Consider the following 17,957-nt stretch of genomic DNA (forward strand, 5'->3'; position numbering starts at 1 on the left):
CAGGGATGCGAAGCTGCGCGAGTCAGTGGCGATGCCCATCAGCGGCGCCCTCCGTTCCGTCCGGCCATGCGGCGCAGGGTGCGCTCACGGCTGAGCTCGGCGCGCCGCTCGGCGACCTGGGCGGCACGCTTCTTGCGCTGCATGTCGCGGAGCTCCTTGCGGGTGAAGACCGCGTTGGCGGCCACGTCCACCTCGATCGCGGCGGCCTGGTCGTGCGGCTTCCGCAGCGACCAGAGGTAGAGCCCGAGGATGACGGCGGCGCCGACGACCGCGTCGATGACGAGTCCCCCGACACCGAGCCGGGCGATGCCGGACGCGATCGCGCCGACGGCTGCGGCGGCCGGCAGCGTGATGAACCAGGCGACGACGATCTTGCCCGCCGTCGACCACTGGATCTTCGAGCCACGACGGCCGAGCCCGGCGCCGATGATCGAGCCCGACGACACCTGCGTGGTCGAGAGCGCGAAGCCGAGGTGGCTGGACGCGAGGATGGTGGCTGCGGTGGACGCCTCGGCGGCGAAGCCCTGGGTGGCGCGGATCTCGGTCAGACCGGACCCGAGGGTGCGGATGATGCGCCAACCACCGGTGTACGTGCCGAGTGCGATCGCGAGCGCACACGCGACGACGACCCAGAACTGCACGCCCTGGTTCGCCGACTGCGCGCCCGAGGCGATCAGCGTCAGCGTGATCACGCCCATCGTCTTCTGCGCGTCGTTGGTGCCGTGCGCGAGGGAGACCATCGAGCTCGTGAACACCTGGCCGATGCGGAAGCCGCCGCGCTCGTTCGGGAAGACCGGACGACGGGTCACGCGGTAGGCGATGCGCGTGGCGAGGAGCGAGACCAGCGCGGCGATCACCGGCGACAGGAACGCGGGGATGATCACGACGGTCAGCAGCGCGGCGTAGTTCACGGAGTCGAAGCCGGCTCCGACGATCGCGGCACCGATGAGCCCGCCGAACAGCGCGTGCGAGGACGACGACGGCAGACCGCGCAGCCACGTGATCATGTTCCAGACGACCGCGCCGATCAGGCCCGCGAAGATCATCTCCGGGGTGATCGCGACGCCACCGGGGCCCTCGTTGATCAGGCCGTGCGAGATCGACGTCGCGACGGCGGTGCTGAGGAACGCACCGACGAGGTTGAGCACCGCGGCGACCGTGACGGCCACCTTGGGCTTCATGGCACCGGTGGCGATCGGTGTCGCCATCGCGTTGGCGGTGTCGTGAAAACCGTTTGTGAAGTCGAAGAAGAGGGCCAACGCGATGACCAGGACGACTATGAGTGTGATGTCCACCGCGGGCAAGTGTCGCAGCCGATCGGCTCCGGGGCAAACCCTGTCGTCCGCCGCCGCGCCACCCGACCTGCGGGATCGTTCAGCCTGCGAATCATGTCGATGGGAGAATGGACACCATGGACACCGCGGAACTCCTCATCCTGTTGATCGGTTCACTCGCGGTGACCGGCTTCGCGCGGGCCAAGGGGCTGCCCGCGCCGCTGCTCGTCACGGCCGTGGCGCTCGCGGTGTCGTTCCTGCCGGGCCTGCCGGAGATCGAGATCGACTCCGAGGTGATCCTCACCGTCGTCCTGCCGCCGCTGCTCTACTCCGCCGCCCTCGACGTGTCGTGGCAGAGCTTCCGGCAGTCCATCAAGCAGATCCGCCGTCTCGGTATCTTCCTCGTGATCGTCACCGCGCTCGCGGTCGCCCTCGCCGCGTACATCATCATCCCGGACATGGACTGGCCCGCGGCGATCCTGCTCGGCGCCGTCGTCGCCCCGCCGGACGCGGTGTCCGCCGCGGCGATCGGCCGGAAGCTCGGACTCCCCCGCCGGGTGATGACGGTCCTGTCCGGCGAGAGCCTCATCAACGACGCCGCGTCCCTCACCCTCGTGCGGGTCTTCACGCTCATCGCGGCGGGGACGTCGCTGACGATCTGGCAGGACCTCGGCATCTTCGGGCTCGCGATCGGTGTCGGCCTGGCGGTGGGCATCGTCCTCGGCGTCGCCGTCCACTGGATCCGGATGCGCATCAACGACCCGGTCGTCGAGACGATCATGAGCATCCTGCTGCCCTTCGTCGCGTACGTCCTCGCCGAGCACCTCTCCGGCTCCGGGGTCATCGCCGTGGTCACCGCGGGGCTGTACATCGGCTACAACTCGCCGAAGGAGGGCTACGCGACCCGGCTGCAGGAGCGCCCGCTGTGGACGAGTGCGGACGTGATCCTCGAGGGGTTCGTCTTCGCCCTCATCGGCCTGCAGCTGAAGACCGTCGTCCAGGACCTCGTCGAGAGCGACCGCAGCCTGACGCAGACCCTCACCGCGGCGGCCGTCGTCCTGGTCGTCGTGATCCTCGTGCGACCGCTCTTCGTGTTCGAGTCGTACGCGCGCAACCGCTTCAACGGCCGGTGGCTGCGGCCGTTGCGCGTCCGACTGTCCCGCGGTCACCCGTCCCTGCGCTGGCTGCGCGGCTCCGCCGAACCGAAGCTGAACTGGCGGGAGCTCACCGTCATCTCGTGGACCGGCATGCGCGGTGTGGTGACCCTCGCCGCGGCGGTCTCCGTCGTCGGCAACTCGGTCGACGTCAAGGCGCAGGACACCATCTTCGTGATCGCCTTCGTGGTCACCGTCGGCACGCTCCTGCTCCAGGGGCTGACCCTGCCGTTCGTGATCCGGGCGCTGAAGGTGCAGGACCCGGCCGAGGGCGAGGCGGACGTCCGGAGCGAGATGCGCCTCAACCAGCGCACCACCGAGGCCGCGATCGCCCTGCTCGAACGGAGGCGACCGGCGTGGGCCGAGCAGTACGGCGCCGAGGCATCGGACAGCGTCGTGAACCGACTGAAGGCCCGCCTCGAACGACAGGCCGAGACGTTCCGCCGCGACGCCGAGGAAGAGGAGGTCGAGGACCGGAACGCTCCGCTGCGACTCCGCGGCGCCCAGATCCAGGACATCCGCCGCGAACTGCTCGACCGTCGCCGCGAGATCGTGCTCGAGGAACGCGAGAAGGGCAACCTCGACGAGGAGGTCATGCGCCGCGTGCTCGTGACGCTCGACGCCGAGGAACTCGCGATGGACTCGGCCCAGGCCTCCCGCAGCCGGTCCTGACCCGGCGCTGCCGGTCCGACCTCCGCAGCCGGTCCTGCCCCGACAGCTCACGGGGCGCGGTGAGCACGCCCGGCGTACCGTGATGCTCCGACCAGCAGAAGGAGCAGAGCGCCGAGTGAGCGAGCCGCGGAACGACGTCCCCAGGAAGAGCGACCTCCCCGATCGTGACGGAGCGCCGCGGTCGTCCGCGCCGAAGCCCCGGCAGACCCGGCCCTCGACGCGGGGCGGTTCGCGGCCACGTCGCGGTGCTCCCGTCGCCGGCAGCCGGAGCGCCGGCAGCCGTGCGGGGCGTGTGCGCCAGGCACCGGTGCCCGAGCCGCAGCGGATCAGCCGGTACCGCCGCTGGTACGGCACGCTCCACCCCTCGCTGCAGCTCATCGGGCTGCAGCTCTGGATGCCGCTGTTCTTCATCGTCGGCTTCTGCCTCTGCTACGTCTTCGCCTTCCACGCTCCCCACCCGCACGACGTCCCCGTCGCCCTGGTCGGCAGTGATCCGACCCTCGTCGCCGCCGTCGGCAAGGCCCTGCCCGGTGAGTACGTGTTCCACACCTACGAGTCGCTGGCCCGCGCGAAGCAGGACGTCCTGGCCGGCACGATGGCCGTCGCGTACGACCCTTCGGCGAACGAGGTCTTCAAGGCGAGCGCCCACCAGTTCCAGGTCGCCTCGCTCGTCCCCGCGACGCTGACCAGCGTGCTCACCGGGATCGGAGTCGCCGCCCCGACCGTCACCGAGCTCGCACCGCTGCCCGCGTACGACGAGTACGGCACCGTCGCGATGTACGTCATGCTCGCCTGGTGCATCGGCGGCTACATGGTCGCGATGTTCATCGGCATCATGGGCGGTCCGCTGCGGCACCGCACCCGCATGACGGTGATCGTCGTCGGCGGCCTCGTGATCTCCCTGATCACGAACACGCTCGCAGGCCCGGTCGTCGGCGCGATCCACGGGCACTGGATCGGACTCGTCCTCATCGCCTGGGGCTGGATCGTCGCGATCGGTCTCGCCGTCAACGGCCTGAGCTACTTCGTCGGCCGGTTCATCGCCGCACCCGCGATGATCTGCTTCGTCTTCCTGTCGATGCCCTCCTCCGGCGGCGCGTACCCGAAGTGGTTCATGCCGGAGCCCTTCGCGTGGCTCAACCACGTCGTGGTCGGCTCGAGCATGGTCGACATGATCAAGCACGAGATCTACGGCGTCGGCCCCGGCTTCGGCCGCGGGCTGGTCACGATGGGCTGTTACGCCGCCGCCGGGCTCGTGCTGATGTTCTTCGGCAAGCAGTGGTGGGAGCGCCGTCGCATCGCGGCGATCGTGAACAACCGCACGACGATGTTCCAGGACGCGCAGACCGCGAACCGCGAGTTCCTCGGGAAGCAGCGGGACGCCGAGCTCGAGCGCCACGGACTGACCTCGACCGAGACCGGCACGCTGAGCGTCCTGCGCGACGACGACTGGGAGGACGAGCGTGTCGCCGGCGACGTCTTCACCGGCGGTCGCGACGGGCTCGAGCAGGAGACCACCCCGACCGGACGCATCCCGGTGGTGCGGCAGGCGGACCGGTCCGGCCCGGCCCGACCGGGAGGCTCGTCCAGCGGCCCCCGCACCCGTCCCGTCCCCCGCGTGGACGCGTCCGGTCGCCGCCCGGCCCCGGCGGGATCGCGCACGACGCGGACCGGCGCGCCCGACGAGCGCCAGCACGGGCGGCACGCCGAGCGCTGACGCGCGCACGCTCGGCCGCTCCCCGGAGCGCGCGTATCCTGTTCCGCATGCACCCGCGCACCGCCTGGCACCGCGTCCTCGTCACCGCCGTCGTGGCGTTCCTCGTGCTCGCGGCAGCGCTCTACGCCGCGAGCGTGTTCCTCGCCCCCGCCGACGGCCGGAACACCGCCGGGCTCTTCGTCGGCTGGGCGATGTTCGCGGTCCTCGGGGCGATCGCGGCGGGCATCGTCGACTTCTTCGTCCGCCCGCTCGGTGGTCGCAGCGGGGACGCCGACGTCCTCGCCGCCGCGGAGGAGGCGCGCACCGGCAGCACCCGCGTCCAGCAGGGTCGTGCGGGCGCCCGCTAGACGCCTTCGCCGCTGAAGCCCGAGACGGTCGCGTTGTCCTCCGCGAAGGTGAAGCGCGCCGTGACGCTCCCGCCGGCCAGCACGCCCGGCAACCAGTAGCGCGCGTCGTCCCACATCGCGTCGTAGGGCACCGCGTCGACGGGGACCCACCGCGGCTCCAGCTCGTCGCTGCCCGACGGGGTCCCCTGCCAGCGGCGGCAGACGAAGACGTCCGAGCGCTGCGACCAGGACGGTCGGAACGGGAACCGGTAGTCCAACGTGCCACGCGCCTCCAGGTCGTCCGACTCGAGCCGCAGACCGACCTCCTCCGCCACCTCGCGCACCGCTGCCGCCACCGGCGGCTCCCCCGGCTCGCGTTTGCCGCCCGGACCGACGAGGCGCCCGGCCCCGAGCCCCCGACGTTTCTCGCCGAGCAGCACCTCGGGGCCGTCGGGACCGTCACGGAGCAGGTAGACGACCACGACCGGGGCGTGCTGGGACTTCGTCTCGTCGCGTTCGGTCACGGTCCCCAGTCTGGCGGACGTGTCCGGTGGACGCTCCGCGCTGGCGTACGATCGCTGGCATGGCAGGCGTGCTGCGGGGGCACCATGGCTGAGCCCCGCAGGACCGGGCGCAGCCTCGAAGTGCTGCGCGCCGAGGCCGCCGAGGAGATCTCGATGATCGTCGAGCACCGCAGCCGTGCGGGCGAGGACCCGTGGGAGTTCATGCCGACGCTCCCCACCGTCGACGAGCAGGTCGTGCTCATCCTCCGCGCCGATGCCGTCGAGCTCGACGCCGCGATCGGGCAGCGCAGCGTGCACTGGGCGGGCCACCCGGCCTCCGGGCAGGGCACCGAGCTCGGCGAGGAGTACCACCGGCTCCGCCGGATCGCCCTGCAGCACCCCGAGCTGACGCCGGCGGTGTGGAAGCTCATGGGCGCGCTCCCCGGGCGCGACTGACGACCACCGACCCGGTGCTGCGGTTGGATGGTGGCATGACCGACACCGTCCTCGCCGTCCTCAACCAGCCCTCGCGCGACGCCGCCCCGCACGACCCCGAGGCCGACGCGTACACGTGGGCGAAGCCGCTCGAGGAGCACCTGCAGGTGCAGGACCTCGGGGCGATCCGCGGCGACGGGGTGTTCGAGACCATCACGGTGGTCGACGGGCGGCCGCAGGCGCTCGAACCGCACCTCGCCCGCTTCGTGCGGTCCGCGGCGATGCTCGACCTGCCCACGCCGGACGTCGACGCGTGGCGCCAGGCGATCGAGGCGGTGTGCGCCCGGCTCGACCCGGTGCACGAGGCCTTCGCGAAGACCGTCATGACCCGCGGCGTCGAGGGCTCGGGTCGACCGACCGGCTGGGTCTACGCGGCACCGTCCGGCGACCAGACGCCCGCGCGGACGGCGGGCATCGCCGTCGTGACGCTCGACCGCGGCTACCGGCACGACGTCGAGCGGACCTCGCCGTGGTTGCTGCAGGGCGCGAAGACACTGTCGTACGCGGTGAACATGGCGGCGCTCCGCGAGGCCGAGCGCCGCGGAGCGGACGACGCGCTCTTCGTCTCGACGGACGGGTACGTGCTCGAGGGCACCCGCGCGAACCTGGTGATGTCCGTCGACGGCAGGTTCGTGACGCCGCGGACCGACATCGGCATCCTGGCGGGGACGACGCAGGCCGACGTCTTCCGGTTCGCCGAGGGCGAGGGCATCGCGACCTCGTACGAGCTCGTCACGCTGGCCGACCTGGAGGCCGCCGACGCCCTGTGGCTGCTGTCGAGCGTCCGCCAGGCGGCACCGATCCGGTCCGTGAACGGCGTCGCGCGGGAGATGGACCTGCCGATGACCGAGCGCATCAACGACTTCCTGCTGTCCCGCGACGCCTGACGCTCGGCGCCCCCTTCGCCGAACGCAACGTCGGCGGTTGCGCGCAGCGGTACGGCGTTGCGAGCAACCGCCGAGGTTGCGTCTTGCGGACGGGAGGACCGTGGCGGGGCCGCCACGAGCCTCCAGACCGTCATCCGGTCACCAGCGCGGCGTGGTGACGCCCGTCCCGTCGGCCCACTCGTACACGGACGCGCCCTCGATCCAGACGCGCGTCGCGCGGCTGGTCGCGGCCAGCGGGTCGCCGTCCCACAGGACGAGGTCGGCGTCGAAGCCCGGTGCGATGCGGCCGACACGGTCCCCGAAGCCGAGGAAGGCCGCGGGGTTGGTGGTGAGGGCCTCGAGCGCGGTCTGCCAGGGCAGGCCCTCCTTGACGGCCGCCGTGGCCTGGTCGACCAGCATCGCGATCGGCACGACCGGGGCGTCGGTGGTGATGGCCACGCGGACACCGGCGGCGGCGAGCGCCACGACGTTCGGGATGCCGCGGTCGCGGAGTTCGACCTTCGAGCGGCTCGTGAACAGCGGGCCGTAGATCACCGGGACGTCGCGCTCGGCGAGCAGGTCGGCGATCTTGTGCGCCTCGGTGCCGTGGTTGACGACGAGCCGGTACCCGAACTCGTCGGCCAGGCGGAGCGCGGTCGCGAGGTCGTCGTGCCGGTGGACGTGCTGGTCCCACGCGAGCTCGCCGTCGAGCACCCGGACGAGCGTCTCGTTCGTCAGGTCGCGGGTGAACGGCTCCCCCTTCGCGGCGGCGGCCGCACGGGCGGCGCGGTAGTCCTGCGCGGCGACGAACGCCTCGCGGACGACCTTCGCCACGCCGAGGCGCGTCGACGGCGTCCTCCCCTTGTCGCCGTACACGCGCTTCGGGTTCTCGCCGAGGGCGCTCTTGACGCTGACGGCGTCGGAGATGAGCTGCTCGTCGATCGTGCGACCACCCCAGGTCTTGATCGCGACGGTCTGCCCGCCGATCGGGTTGCCCGAACCGGGCTTCACGACGATGCTCGTGATGCCGCCGGACAGTGCGTCGCGGAACCCCTCGTCGTCGATGTCCACGGCGTCGATCGCCCGCACCGCAGCCTGGTTCGGGTCGGTCATCTCGTTGGTGTCGTTGCCGGCCCAGCCGTTCGCCTCCTCGTGGATGCCGACGTGGCCGTGCGACTCGACGAACCCGGGGACGAGCCAGGCGCCGGCGGCGTCGACGACGGGGAGGCCGGGCGGCGGAGCCACGTCGGGGCCGACGGCGGTGATGCGGCCGTCCTCCACGACGACGGCACCCCCGTCGAAGGGCGGAGCGGTGACGGGGACGACGTGGGCCCCGGTGACGACGAACGAGTTGCGCATGCCACCACGGTACGGCGGAGCACCGTCGTCCCCGCGACATACCGATCCCTGGCGTCCGCGGTCGCGTCCGTCCTACCGTCTCGACACCGACGATCGACGCAGGAGGCTCCGTGTCCCGACCCCGACCACCCTGGCCCGCCCACGACACCGTCGTCCGGCCGTGGCGCAGCGCCACCCGCGGCGACCGGACCGTCCGGCAGACGGCGACCGTCACCGCTTCGGTCCCACCGTGCATCGCCGACGCGCACTGGGAGCCCGACGGAGCGACCGCGGCACTGCTCGACCGGAGCCTGACGGCGCTCCGGGCGCTCGACGAGGACGGCGGAGCCGGTCCCCTGCACCGGCTGCTCACCCGGACCGAGGCGGTCGCGACCTCGCGCATCGAGCACGAGGACGCCACGGCCGAGGACGTCGCCCGGGCGCTGGTGGGCGTGCGCGCGAACACGAGCGCCTCGGTGATGGTGCAGGCCGGGGACGCCCTCGAGCGCCTGGTGCGGGCAGCCGGAGCCGGACACCTCGACGAGACCGCGCTCCTCGACGCCCACCGTGGTCTGCTGCGCGGCGACCCCGTGGACGGCCCGCACGCGGGTCGCTACCGCACCGTGCAGAACTGGATCGGGGGCGGGCGCACACCACGGGACGCCGACCACGTCCCACCGCCGCCCGAGTTCGTCCCGTCGCTCATGGCCGACCTGTTCGCGTTCCTCGCGCGCGACGACCTGCACCCCGTGGCCCAGGCGGCGATCGCACACGCGCAGTTCGAGTCGATCCACCCGTTCACCGACGGCAACGGACGGACCGGTCGCGCGCTCGTCGCGGCGGTGCTGCGGCACCGGGGTGCGACGCGGACCGCGAGTCCACCCGTCTCGTCCGTCCTGGTCGCCGAGCGCACCCGGTACTTCCAGCACCTGACGCAGTACCGCGAGGGACACGTCGACGCGTGGGTGCGCGACGTCGCGATCGCCGTGGGCGCGGGGTCGGACGAGGCGCTCGTGACGGGGCTGCTGCTCGACGAGGTCGCCGCGGACCGTGCGGCGACGACCTGCGCCGCCGGCCCGCACGCGGTGCTCGGGCGGGCGCTGGACCAGGACGCCGTCCTGACGGAGGACCACGCGGAGGAGCTCCTCCGCCGCGCGATCGCGCGGGGCGACGTCTCGGGGACGGCCGAGACGCTGCTCGAGACGACGGTCACCGACCTGTGCCGCGCCGGGGTCCTCCGTCCGGTGACGGCCCGTCGCCGGCGCCGTGCGTGGATCGCGCCGGCGGTGGCGGCCGAACTCGACGCCTTCGCCGAGCGCGTGCGAGCAGGTGTCGAGGCCCGGGCGCATAGGGTGGCGTGGTGAGCAGTGAGCACGCCCAGGCCACCCCGCCGACCGCCGCGAAGCGGCCCGTCACGCGGACCCACCACGGCATCGAGTTCGTCGACGACTACGAGTGGATGCGGGACAAGGAGTCACCGGAGACCCTCGCCCACCTCGAGGCCGAGAACGCCTGGACCGAGGCACAGACCGAGCACCTGACCGGCCTCCGCGACCGCATCTTCGCCGAGGTCAAGAACCGCGTGCAGGAGACGGACCTCTCCGTCCCGGTGCGCATGGGCGACTGGTGGTACTTCACGCGGACGGCCGAGGGCAGCCAGTACGGCGTGCACTGCCGCGCACCGATCACCGGCCCGGACGACTGGACGCCGCCCGCGGTCGACGAGGGTGCGACGGCCCTGCCCGGGGAGCAGGTCGTCCTCGACGGCAACGCCCTGGCCGAGGGGCACGACTTCTTCTCGCTCGGCAGCTACGACATCAGCGACGACGGGACCCGTCTCCTCTACGGCGTCGACGTCGAGGGCGACGAGCGCTACACGCTGCACGTGCGCGACCTCACGACGGGCACCGACCTCGGCGACGAGATCCCGGACACCGGCTCCGGCGCGACCTTCGACCCGTCCGGGCGCTACGTGTTCTACCCGACCGTCGACGAGTCCTGGCGTCCGGACCGCATCTGGCGGCACACCGTCGGCAGCGCCACCGGCGACGACGTCGTCGTGTTCGAGGAGTCCGACGACCGCTACTGGGTCGGCGTCGGCGTGACCCGCTCGTCGCAGTACATCGTCATCGAACTCGGCTCCAAGATCACGTCCGAGGCACTGGTGCTCGACGCCGCCGACCCGACCGGCGAGTTCCGGGTCGTGTGGCCGCGGCGCGAGGGGGTCGAGTACGAGATCGAGCACGCCATCGTCGGCGGGAGCGACCGCTTCCTGGTGCTGCACAACGACGGCGCCGAGAACTTCGAGCTCGTCGACGTCCCCGCCGACGACCCCACCTCGGAGCACGACCGCCGCGTCGTCGTCGCGCACCACACCGAGCGCCGCATCGAGTCCGTCGACGCCTTCGCCGGGCACCTGGCGCTCGAGTACCGGGCCGAGGCGCTCCCCCGCGTCGCCGTCATCCCGATCGAGGGCGACGGCTACGGCGACGCGCACGAGGTCCCCTTCGACGAGGCGCTCTTCTCGGCAGGGCTCGGCGGCAACCCCGAGTGGGAGCAGCCGACCCTGCGCATCGGGTACACGTCGTTCGTCACCCCGTCCGAGGTCAGCGACCTCGACCTGGCGACCGGCGAGGTCACGGTGCTCAAGCGACAGCCGGTCCTCGGCGGCTACGACCCGGCCGACTACGTGCAGGAACGCGACTGGGCGACGGCCCCGGACGGCACGCAGGTGCCGATCTCGCTCGTCTGGCGCCGCGACGCGGTGGACGCCGACGGCCCGGCACCGCTGCACCTCTACGGGTACGGCTCCTACGAGCACTCCATCGACCCGGGCTTCAGCGTCATGCGCCTGTCCCTGCTCGACCGCGGCGTCGTCTTCGCGGTCGCCCACGTGCGGGGCGGCGGCGAGATGGGGCGGCACTGGTACGAGGACGGCAAGACGCTGACGAAGAAGAACACCTTCACCGACTTCGTCGCCGTCGCCGAGCACCTGATCGAGAGCGGTCGGACGAGCGCCGACCGTCTCGTGGCCGAGGGCGGCAGCGCCGGTGGCCTGCTCATGGGCGCCGTCGCGAACCTGGCGCCGGAGCGCTTCGCCGGCATCCTGGCCGCCGTCCCGTTCGTCGACGCGCTCACGAGCATCCTCGACCCGGACCTGCCGCTCACGGTGATCGAGTGGGACGAGTGGGGCGACCCGCTGCACGATGCCGAGGTCTACCGGTACATGAGCGAGTACTCGCCGTACGAGAACGTGCGCGACGACGTGCAGTACCCGCGGATCCTCGCCGTGACGTCGATCAACGACACCCGTGTGCTCTACGTCGAGCCGGCGAAGTGGACCGCGAAGCTGCGCGAGGTCGGGGCGCCGGTGCTGCTGAAGACCGAGATGGCCGCGGGGCACGGCGGCGTGAGCGGCCGGTACGACTCGTGGCGCGAGCGCGCGTTCGAGCTCGCCTGGTTGCTCGAGGTGCTCGGCCTGGCCGGCGTGAACCCCGCGGCGGCCTCAGCGGAGCCGATCACCGCCGGCTGAGCGGCCCCGCTGCCGATCGTCCCGCGGAAGCGACAGGACTCCACCGGAGTTCGGTGGAGTCCTGTCGCTCCCACGGAATGCTGCGCGACGCAGCGCGCCGAGCCGCGTCAGACGCGGTTGAGTGCCTGCACGGCCTGGTCGTACGAGTCCTCGGCGAGCCGCACGCGGTCCCCCGCGAGCACGCCGTACCCGAACGTCCCCTCACCACCACGCTCGGCGATGCCGGAGTGCACCCGGAGCACGTCCAGGGCGTGCAGGGAGCGCACCCGCTCGGTCAGCACGTCCGCGGCGTCCCCGATGCGCTTCCACAGCGCGTGCGGGAAGGCGTCGTCCCCGAGCACGTCCATCGCCGCCCGGGCGCGGGTCGCAGCGCGCCAGGCGGTCTCGGTCGCCGCACGGTCGGCGGCTTCACGGTCGACAGGGCCGACGCTCTCGTCGTCGTCCCCGACCGCGTTCCGGACCAGGTCACGGACGCGTGGCTTCTCGACCGCCGAGACGTCCTGAGCGACGTGCTTCGGCGACCGGAGCGCCCACGCCGTCGGCGCCGGACGCTCGACGGCGTCGTCGAGGGCGTCGAGGAGTTCGAGGTAGCGCTCGGAGTGCAGGAAGGCCGTGACCTCGCCGACCGCGACGGCACGGCGCTCGCGGGTGGCGGCGAGCACCCGCTCCCGGGTCATCGCGTCGACGAGCAGGTCCTGTGCCGGCGTCGATGCGTGGGGCAGACGCTCCACGAGGTAGTCGGCCAGCGCAGCGCGCGCCGTCACGGCGGCGAGTGCGTCCGCGGCCTCGGCTGCTCGGTCGGTCGCCGGGGTCGCCGGGAACGCAGGACGGTACGAGCCGAGCACGGCGGCGATGTCGAGGGAGGTCCTCGCCGTCTCGCGGAGGTCCGTCTCCGCCCCGGCGCGCAGCTGTCCTTCGAGGGCGAGCAGGGTCGATCGCAGCTTGCGCAGGCGCTTCGTCAGTGCCCGCGCCGCGGTGTGCTTCTCCGGCTTCTCCGCCGTGCGGAGCCGGGCGGCGGGCGCGCCCTCCAGGCCGCGGGCGAGCTTCGAGGTGACCGCCGCGGGGTGCGCGTCGATGTCGGCGAAGCGACCGTCGAGTGCGGCGAAGAGCTCGTGCGCCACCTGTTCGTCGACGCCCTCGGCCACCTCGACCTCGACCTCGCGCCAGGTGCGCGGGGTCGCGGGCGCGTGGTCGTCGAGGCGCTGGGCGACCACGCGGTCGTCGGCGAGTTCGGCGACCTGGTCGTCGTCCTCGTCGAGCAACCGCACGACCGCCCGCGTGGTGGTGATGCGGACGACGGGGCGCAGGCCGCGGCCCCGGCGCTCGGCGAACAGCGCGGCCAGGACCTCGTCGGGCACGGTGTCGGGATCGTCCGTCAGGGCGAAGTGCTGCTCGTGCCGGACGGTGTCCGACGCGGCGCGCTTGATGTGCCACCCCGCGTCCGGGCCACCCGTCCGTCGGCGGACGGTCACCCGCGAGGCGACGAGGTCGTACCGCTCGGTGTCCCAGTAGGTGGCGTCGAGGCCGAACGGCTCCTGGCGCTCCGTCCGGGCGATGCTGCCGACGCCGATGAGGTCCGGCAGGTCGTCGCCCTCGGGCATGTCGTACGTACGCTCGATCTCGAGGTGGGTGTCCGTCACGCGGTCCTGTCTACCAGGGGTCACCGGGGTTCCCCGAACCGGCGGGGTTAGCCTGGGCACATGAGCGAGACAGTCACCCGCGACGCGTTCGTGCCCGAGGCCGGCGGCGTCACGATGTTCACGACGAGCTGGTGCGGCTACTGCGCCCGGCTGAAGAACCAGATGTCGAAGGCGGGCGTGCCGTTCCGCGAGGTCGACATCGAGCAGACCCCCGGCACCGCGGAGCTCGTCGCCGAGGTCAACGGCGGCAACCAGACCGTGCCGACGCTGGTCTTCCCGGACGGCAGCACCGCGACGAACCCGTCCCTGGCCGAGGTGCAGTCGCGCGTCTGACGCGAGGCGCCGACGGCGCGCTGCACAACGAGAAGCGGCTCGAACCACGCGTTTGCGTGGTTCGAGCCGCTTCTCGTTGTGCGGAAGCACGTCGTGCCGCAACGCGACCGGATCCGGCGCCGGGCGCCGGAGCCGGCGGCGGCGGGCGGCGGAGCCGGCGGCGGGTGCCGCGCCGACTCCGCGAGCGACCGAGCGCACTCGGCGCTCAGCCCCCGAGCGCCTCCGTCAGCAGCGCCACCATCGCGTCGAGCTGGATGTCGCCCGAGTCGGCGATCTCCTCGTCCGACCCGTCGAGCGCGCGGGCGGCCAGGGACGCCTTCGAGTCGATGAGCTCGGCGATCTTGGTGTCGATCGTCTGCGCCGCGATGATCCGCCACGCGGTGACGGGCTCTTCCTGCCCGATGCGGTGCACGCGGTCGATCGCCTGCGTCTGCTCCGCCGAGGTCCACGACAGCTCGGCGAGCACGACGTTCGACGACACCTGCAGGTTCAGGCCGACGCCGGCGGCGGTGAGCGAGCACACGATGACGGCGACGTCGGGGTCGTTCACGAACGCGTCGATCTCGGCCGTGCGCTGTGCGGGCGTCTGGTCACCGCGGACGGTGGCGGTCTTCAGGTGCCGACGGGCGAAGACCTCCTCGGCCTGGTCCATCACGTCGAGGTGCTTGGCGAAGAAGACGACCTTGCCGACGTTCGAGGCGAGCTGCGCCGCGTAGTCCGCCGCGAGCTGCGCCTTGGCACGACCGATCCGCCGCACCATCGAGAACACGTTCTCGCCGGTCGACGAGGCGTCCTGGTCCTCGAGCTCCCACCGCGCGACCTGGCGGACGAGCTTGTGGTCGATGCCGACGACCGGGTCCTGCCCCGTGCGGGCGTCGAGCGCCTGGTGGTACCGACGGACCAGCTTCGCGGTGAGCTCGCGCTCGGCGTCGCGGATGGAGCGGCCCTCGTCGCCGTCGAGCTCGACCGGGATGTCGGCGATCCGTCGCGCGGGGATGTCGGCGGCGACGTCGACCTTGCGGCGGCGGACGATGCCCTGGTCGATGACGGCCTTGCGGGCCTCGACGAAGAAGCCGGGGTCGGCCGGGGTGAGCCCGATGTCCTCGAGCTCGTTCATGAGCGTCGCGCGGGGCTTCTTGTCGTCGATCCAGCCGAGGAACTCCCAGATGGTGCGGAAGTCCTCGACCGAGTTGATCAGCGGGGTACCGGTCAGCGCCAGGAACAGCGGCGACGACACCCGAGCACGGATCTGCTCGGCGAGCTGCAGCACGAACCGGGAACGCTGCGACTCCTTGTTCTTGATGAAGTGGGCCTCGTCGACGACCATGCCCTTGAAGCCGAAGGCCCCGAGCCAGCCGGCGTGCCGGTCGAGGATCTCGTAGTTCACGATGACGATGTCGGCGAAGCCGTCCAGGTCGTCCCCGTCGCCGTGGATGACGGTGGCGGTGCGGTTCGGCACCCAGCGCTCGGCCTCGCGTGCCCAGTTGGTCTTCACGACGTTGGGCACGACCACCAGCAGCGGGAAGGCGTTCGCGGCGTCGGCGGCGAGCAGCGACTGCGCGGTCTTGCCGAGGCCGGGCTCGTCCGCGAGCAGGAACGTGCGGTGTCCCTGCGCCGCGGCGGCGACGAGCTCCGCCTGGTGCTTCATCAGCGTGGTGCCGGACCGCGAGTGCAGCGAGGTCGGCTCCGGCAACGGCATCGACGCCGCGCCACCGCCGGCGCCGTACTCGAACGACTTGAACAGCGGACCGAACAGCTCCCAGTTCGCCAGGCGACGCGGGTGGGCGACGGGCTGGTCGGCGAGGGCGAAGTCGGGCGCGAGGAAGGGGTTGGCCAGCTGGCGCTGCACGACCGCCTGCGGCACGACCGAGCGCACCGGGGCGTCGACCACCGGGGACGGCTCGGCCGCGATGACGAGGTCCTCGGGCTGCAGCTCCATGCCGCCGGCGATCATCATGTCGCGCTTGACCGTGCGGGTCGCCTCGCTCACCGAGGCCTCCTCGGTCAGCAGCTGGATCACGCTGGTGTCCCGCGCGGCGGTCTTCGCCAGGATCGTGGCGACACCGTCGAGACGCTTGAGCTGCTCGGCGCGCTGCGCGTCGGTGAGCTCCGGGTCGGCCTTGACCCGTGCGCGCTCCTCGCGCATCAGCAGCGCGACCGCCTGGAACTTCGACCGGTTGGACGCCTTCAGCGGTCCGCGCTGCGCCGCCGCCTCCACCTCGCGCACCGCGCGGGCGAGCACCGGGATGACGCCGTCGTTGTCCAGCGGGCGGGTACGGCGCGACGCGGTCCGCGTCCCGCCGGCTGCTCGCCGGGTGCCTGATCGAGCCAACGCTCCTCCTGTTCCGCCCGTTCTCCACGGGCGAGCCGCCGTCGTGGCGGGAAGTCCTCGACCGGCGTCTGGCACGACCCCGGTCCGCGGGCCACCCTGGCCCGCTCGTGCGCCGGTCCCGCCGTGGGACGTCCGGTGGACTCCCGCGGTCCGTGCGGCCGGCACCCCTCGGGTGCTCGACACGACGATCCGCGCCGGGACCCGGCGCCGTCGCACGCACGTGGTGCCCGTCGGACGCCCACGGATCCGGTCCCCACGTCGGTCAAGTGACCGACTGCCACGTCCGGAAACGACGCGGCACGCGACGACACGGTGCGTGCTGGGCTCAGTTTACTCCCGCACCCCCGACGGAGGCGACTCCACGGGACCCGCGCGCGTCGCGCCTCCCGTCCGACCGCGCGGTGGAGGGGACGCCACGACGGCCGGGAGGCACTGCCCACCACCACCGCGCGGCCGGCGACCGTCCGACGGCCGGGTCAGACCTGCGGTGCCGACCGCGGACGGAGGGTGCCGGCCGACGGCACCGTCGGCGCCGCCTCGGCGAGCGCCGCACGCGTCGCCGCCAGCAGCTGCTGCGCCGTCCGGATGCCGTTCTCGGACCCGGTCGTCGCCTGCCCACCGGCGTGCGCGAGGAGCTGCGCGCCGATCGCCGGGCCGATGCGGTCGGCCTCGGCCGGGTTCCGGGCGACCCAGTCGCGGGCGACCGCGTCGGCGAGCCGCTCCGCCGCTGCCCCGCGCTCGGCGTCCCCACGGGACCGGTGCCACAGGCCGGTGACGACCAGGTGCGCGACGACCGCACCCACGTCGCGGACCGGGAACCCCCAGCCCGCCGTGTCGATGTCGAGCAGGCCGGAGATGCGCCACGGCTCGTCCTCGTCGACGAAGACCTGCTCGAGGTGCAGGTCGCCGTGCACCACCTGCTTGGGGGCGGCCCCCCAACCGATGGACCGCCGCCCGATGCCGTCGTAGAGCTCGTCGATCTCGGCCGCGTCCTGCGGCAGGGCGGCGACGAGCGTGCGCCGGTGCCAGTCGGCGTGGTCCATCGCGTCCGCGCGGGCCTGCTGCGTCATCGGCACCGTCGCGATCCGGCCGGTCAGGGCGGCGAGGGAGGCGACGAACCGCGGGTCGTCGGCGATCTCGGTGATGCGGCTGCCCGCGGGCACCCCGCGGATGCGCTCGAGCACGAGCAGGCCGTCGCCCCGGCTCGACAGCACCCGCGGGACCGGCAGCCCGGCGGCGACGAACTGCTCGTGGGTCTCGACGATCGGCGCGACGCGGTGCGGGCGGACGATCTTCAGGAACAGCACGCGCTCCGGGGCGTCCACGCGCACGACCGCGCGCTTGCCCGGACGGTAGGCGGCGACCGACAGCGTCGGGTCGGTGACCGGCAGGCCGAGGCCGGCGAGGAGCTCGGCGACGGCGTCGCGGTACGTCACCTGCGGCAGCACCGGGAGGCCCGGGTCGTTCGGGTAGGCCCAGACCGAGACCGGCTCGCCCGTGGCGGGGTCGGTGACGACGGCGCTGTTCTGGTCGTGGGCGCCACCCGTGTCGACGTAGGTCAGGACGGTGGCGCGCTGACCGGCCCGGTCGACGGTGTCGACCTCGTAGCCGTACAGGTAGCCGTTGCCCGACGGCTCGACCGAGTGGGCGCGCGCGGCGACCACGGAGGTCCCGGAGCCGGCGAAGGCCTGCGGGATGATGCGCTCGTGGTTGGGCCACACGTGACCAGTCAACCGTGCCGCGGCGGTTTCGTCGCCATCGTGCACGGCTCGGCG

Annotated in this window: 14 protein-coding genes; 8 read left to right on the forward strand and 6 right to left on the reverse strand. The window is 72.7% G+C overall.

All coding sequences use genetic code 11. The features are described 5' to 3' along the window. Positions 1-38: 38 nt before the first annotated feature. Positions 39-1,295, reverse strand: coding sequence for an inorganic phosphate transporter (locus tag Q9R28_RS08365; RefSeq protein ID WP_081984745.1), 1,257 nt, complete (start codon positions 1,293-1,295; stop codon positions 39-41). 116 nt (positions 1,296-1,411) lie between these two features. Between Q9R28_RS08365 and Q9R28_RS08370 the strand changes: the two genes are divergently transcribed. From Q9R28_RS08370 to Q9R28_RS08380, 3 genes are all read left to right on the forward strand, one after another. Further along, on the forward strand, positions 1,412-3,100 hold the full coding sequence (locus Q9R28_RS08370; protein ID WP_209686086.1) for a sodium:proton antiporter: 1,689 nt from the start codon (positions 1,412-1,414) through the stop codon (positions 3,098-3,100). A 307-nt stretch (positions 3,101-3,407) separates the two neighbouring features. Then, positions 3,408-4,817: an ABC transporter permease gene (locus Q9R28_RS08375; protein ID WP_311205880.1), complete on the forward strand. Its 1,410-nt coding sequence runs from the start codon at positions 3,408-3,410 to the stop codon at positions 4,815-4,817. A 47-nt stretch (positions 4,818-4,864) separates the two neighbouring features. Further along, entirely contained in the window at positions 4,865-5,164 is a 300-nt protein-coding gene (locus Q9R28_RS08380) for a hypothetical protein (protein ID WP_066653223.1), read from the forward strand. Here Q9R28_RS08380 and Q9R28_RS08385 read toward each other — a convergent pair. Then, positions 5,161-5,667 (reverse strand): 8-oxo-dGTP diphosphatase, encoded by a 507-nt coding sequence (locus Q9R28_RS08385; protein ID WP_311205881.1) that lies wholly within the window; start codon positions 5,665-5,667, stop codon positions 5,161-5,163. The genes Q9R28_RS08380 and Q9R28_RS08385 overlap by 4 nt on opposite strands. Before the next feature lie 84 nt (positions 5,668-5,751). Between Q9R28_RS08385 and Q9R28_RS08390 the strand changes: the two genes are divergently transcribed. Further along, positions 5,752-6,102, forward strand: a complete 351-nt coding sequence (locus tag Q9R28_RS08390) for a tryptophan synthase subunit alpha (protein ID WP_066653218.1) — start codon at positions 5,752-5,754, stop codon at positions 6,100-6,102. Positions 6,103-6,137: 35 nt separating this feature from the next. Next, the gene (locus Q9R28_RS08395; protein ID WP_251154806.1) at positions 6,138-7,028 is read left to right on the forward strand and encodes an aminodeoxychorismate lyase; all 891 of its coding nucleotides are present in this window, start codon (positions 6,138-6,140) and stop codon (positions 7,026-7,028) included. A gap of 138 nt (positions 7,029-7,166) precedes the next feature. Here the strand turns inward: Q9R28_RS08395 and Q9R28_RS08400 are convergent, their stop codons facing one another. Beyond that, positions 7,167-8,366 carry an amidohydrolase gene (locus Q9R28_RS08400; RefSeq protein ID WP_251160876.1) on the reverse strand — a complete coding sequence of 400 codons (1,200 nt, stop codon included), beginning with the start codon at positions 8,364-8,366 and terminating at the stop codon, positions 7,167-7,169. 110 nt (positions 8,367-8,476) lie between these two features. Here Q9R28_RS08400 and Q9R28_RS08405 point away from each other — a divergent pair, with 110 nt between their 5' ends. Then, positions 8,477-9,709, forward strand: a complete 1,233-nt coding sequence (locus tag Q9R28_RS08405; RefSeq protein WP_066653211.1) for a Fic family protein — start codon at positions 8,477-8,479, stop codon at positions 9,707-9,709. After that, positions 9,706-11,877, forward strand: a complete 2,172-nt coding sequence (locus Q9R28_RS08410) for a S9 family peptidase (RefSeq protein ID WP_311205882.1) — start codon at positions 9,706-9,708, stop codon at positions 11,875-11,877. The genes Q9R28_RS08405 and Q9R28_RS08410 overlap by 4 nt, the downstream gene beginning before the upstream one ends. A 107-nt stretch (positions 11,878-11,984) precedes the next feature. Here the strand turns inward: Q9R28_RS08410 and Q9R28_RS08415 are convergent, their stop codons facing one another. After that, complete coding sequence (locus Q9R28_RS08415) at positions 11,985-13,517, reverse strand: CYTH domain-containing protein (RefSeq protein WP_066653209.1); 1,533 nt, start codon at positions 13,515-13,517, stop codon at positions 11,985-11,987. A 60-nt stretch (positions 13,518-13,577) separates the two neighbouring features. On the opposite strand from Q9R28_RS08415, the gene Q9R28_RS08420 reads away from it, so the two are divergent. Then, a complete protein-coding gene (locus tag Q9R28_RS08420; protein ID WP_066653207.1) occupies positions 13,578-13,850 on the forward strand; it encodes a mycoredoxin in 273 nt (90 codons plus the stop codon). A gap of 205 nt (positions 13,851-14,055) precedes the next feature. Here the strand turns inward: Q9R28_RS08420 and Q9R28_RS08425 are convergent, their stop codons facing one another. Both Q9R28_RS08425 and Q9R28_RS08430 read right to left on the reverse strand, forming a co-directional pair. Continuing rightward, positions 14,056-16,182, reverse strand: coding sequence for a DEAD/DEAH box helicase (locus Q9R28_RS08425; protein WP_066653205.1), 2,127 nt, complete (start codon positions 16,180-16,182; stop codon positions 14,056-14,058). Positions 16,183-16,658: 476 nt separating this feature from the next. Next, positions 16,659-17,903, reverse strand: coding sequence for an aminoglycoside phosphotransferase family protein (locus Q9R28_RS08430; protein ID WP_311205883.1), 1,245 nt, complete (start codon positions 17,901-17,903; stop codon positions 16,659-16,661). Positions 17,904-17,957: the final 54 nt, after the last annotated feature.

The sequence above is a fragment of the Curtobacterium sp. BRD11 genome (genome assembly GCF_031844345.1).
Taxonomy (GTDB): Bacteria; Actinomycetota; Actinomycetes; order Actinomycetales; family Microbacteriaceae; genus Curtobacterium.

Excerpts from the sequence above, each read along its gene's own strand:
- Q9R28_RS08370 (WP_209686086.1), top strand. The coding sequence starts at position 1,412 with ATGGACACCGCGGAACTCCTCATCCTGTTGATCGGTTCACTCGCGGTG.
- Q9R28_RS08380 (WP_066653223.1), top strand. The coding sequence starts at position 4,865 with ATGCACCCGCGCACCGCCTGGCACCGCGTCCTCGTCACCGCCGTCGTG.
- Q9R28_RS08390 (WP_066653218.1), top strand. The coding sequence starts at position 5,752 with ATGGCTGAGCCCCGCAGGACCGGGCGCAGCCTCGAAGTGCTGCGCGCC.
- Q9R28_RS08395 (WP_251154806.1), top strand. The coding sequence starts at position 6,138 with ATGACCGACACCGTCCTCGCCGTCCTCAACCAGCCCTCGCGCGACGCC.
- Q9R28_RS08400 (WP_251160876.1), bottom strand. The coding sequence starts at position 8,366 with ATGCGCAACTCGTTCGTCGTCACCGGGGCCCACGTCGTCCCCGTCACC.
- Q9R28_RS08420 (WP_066653207.1), top strand. The coding sequence starts at position 13,578 with ATGAGCGAGACAGTCACCCGCGACGCGTTCGTGCCCGAGGCCGGCGGC.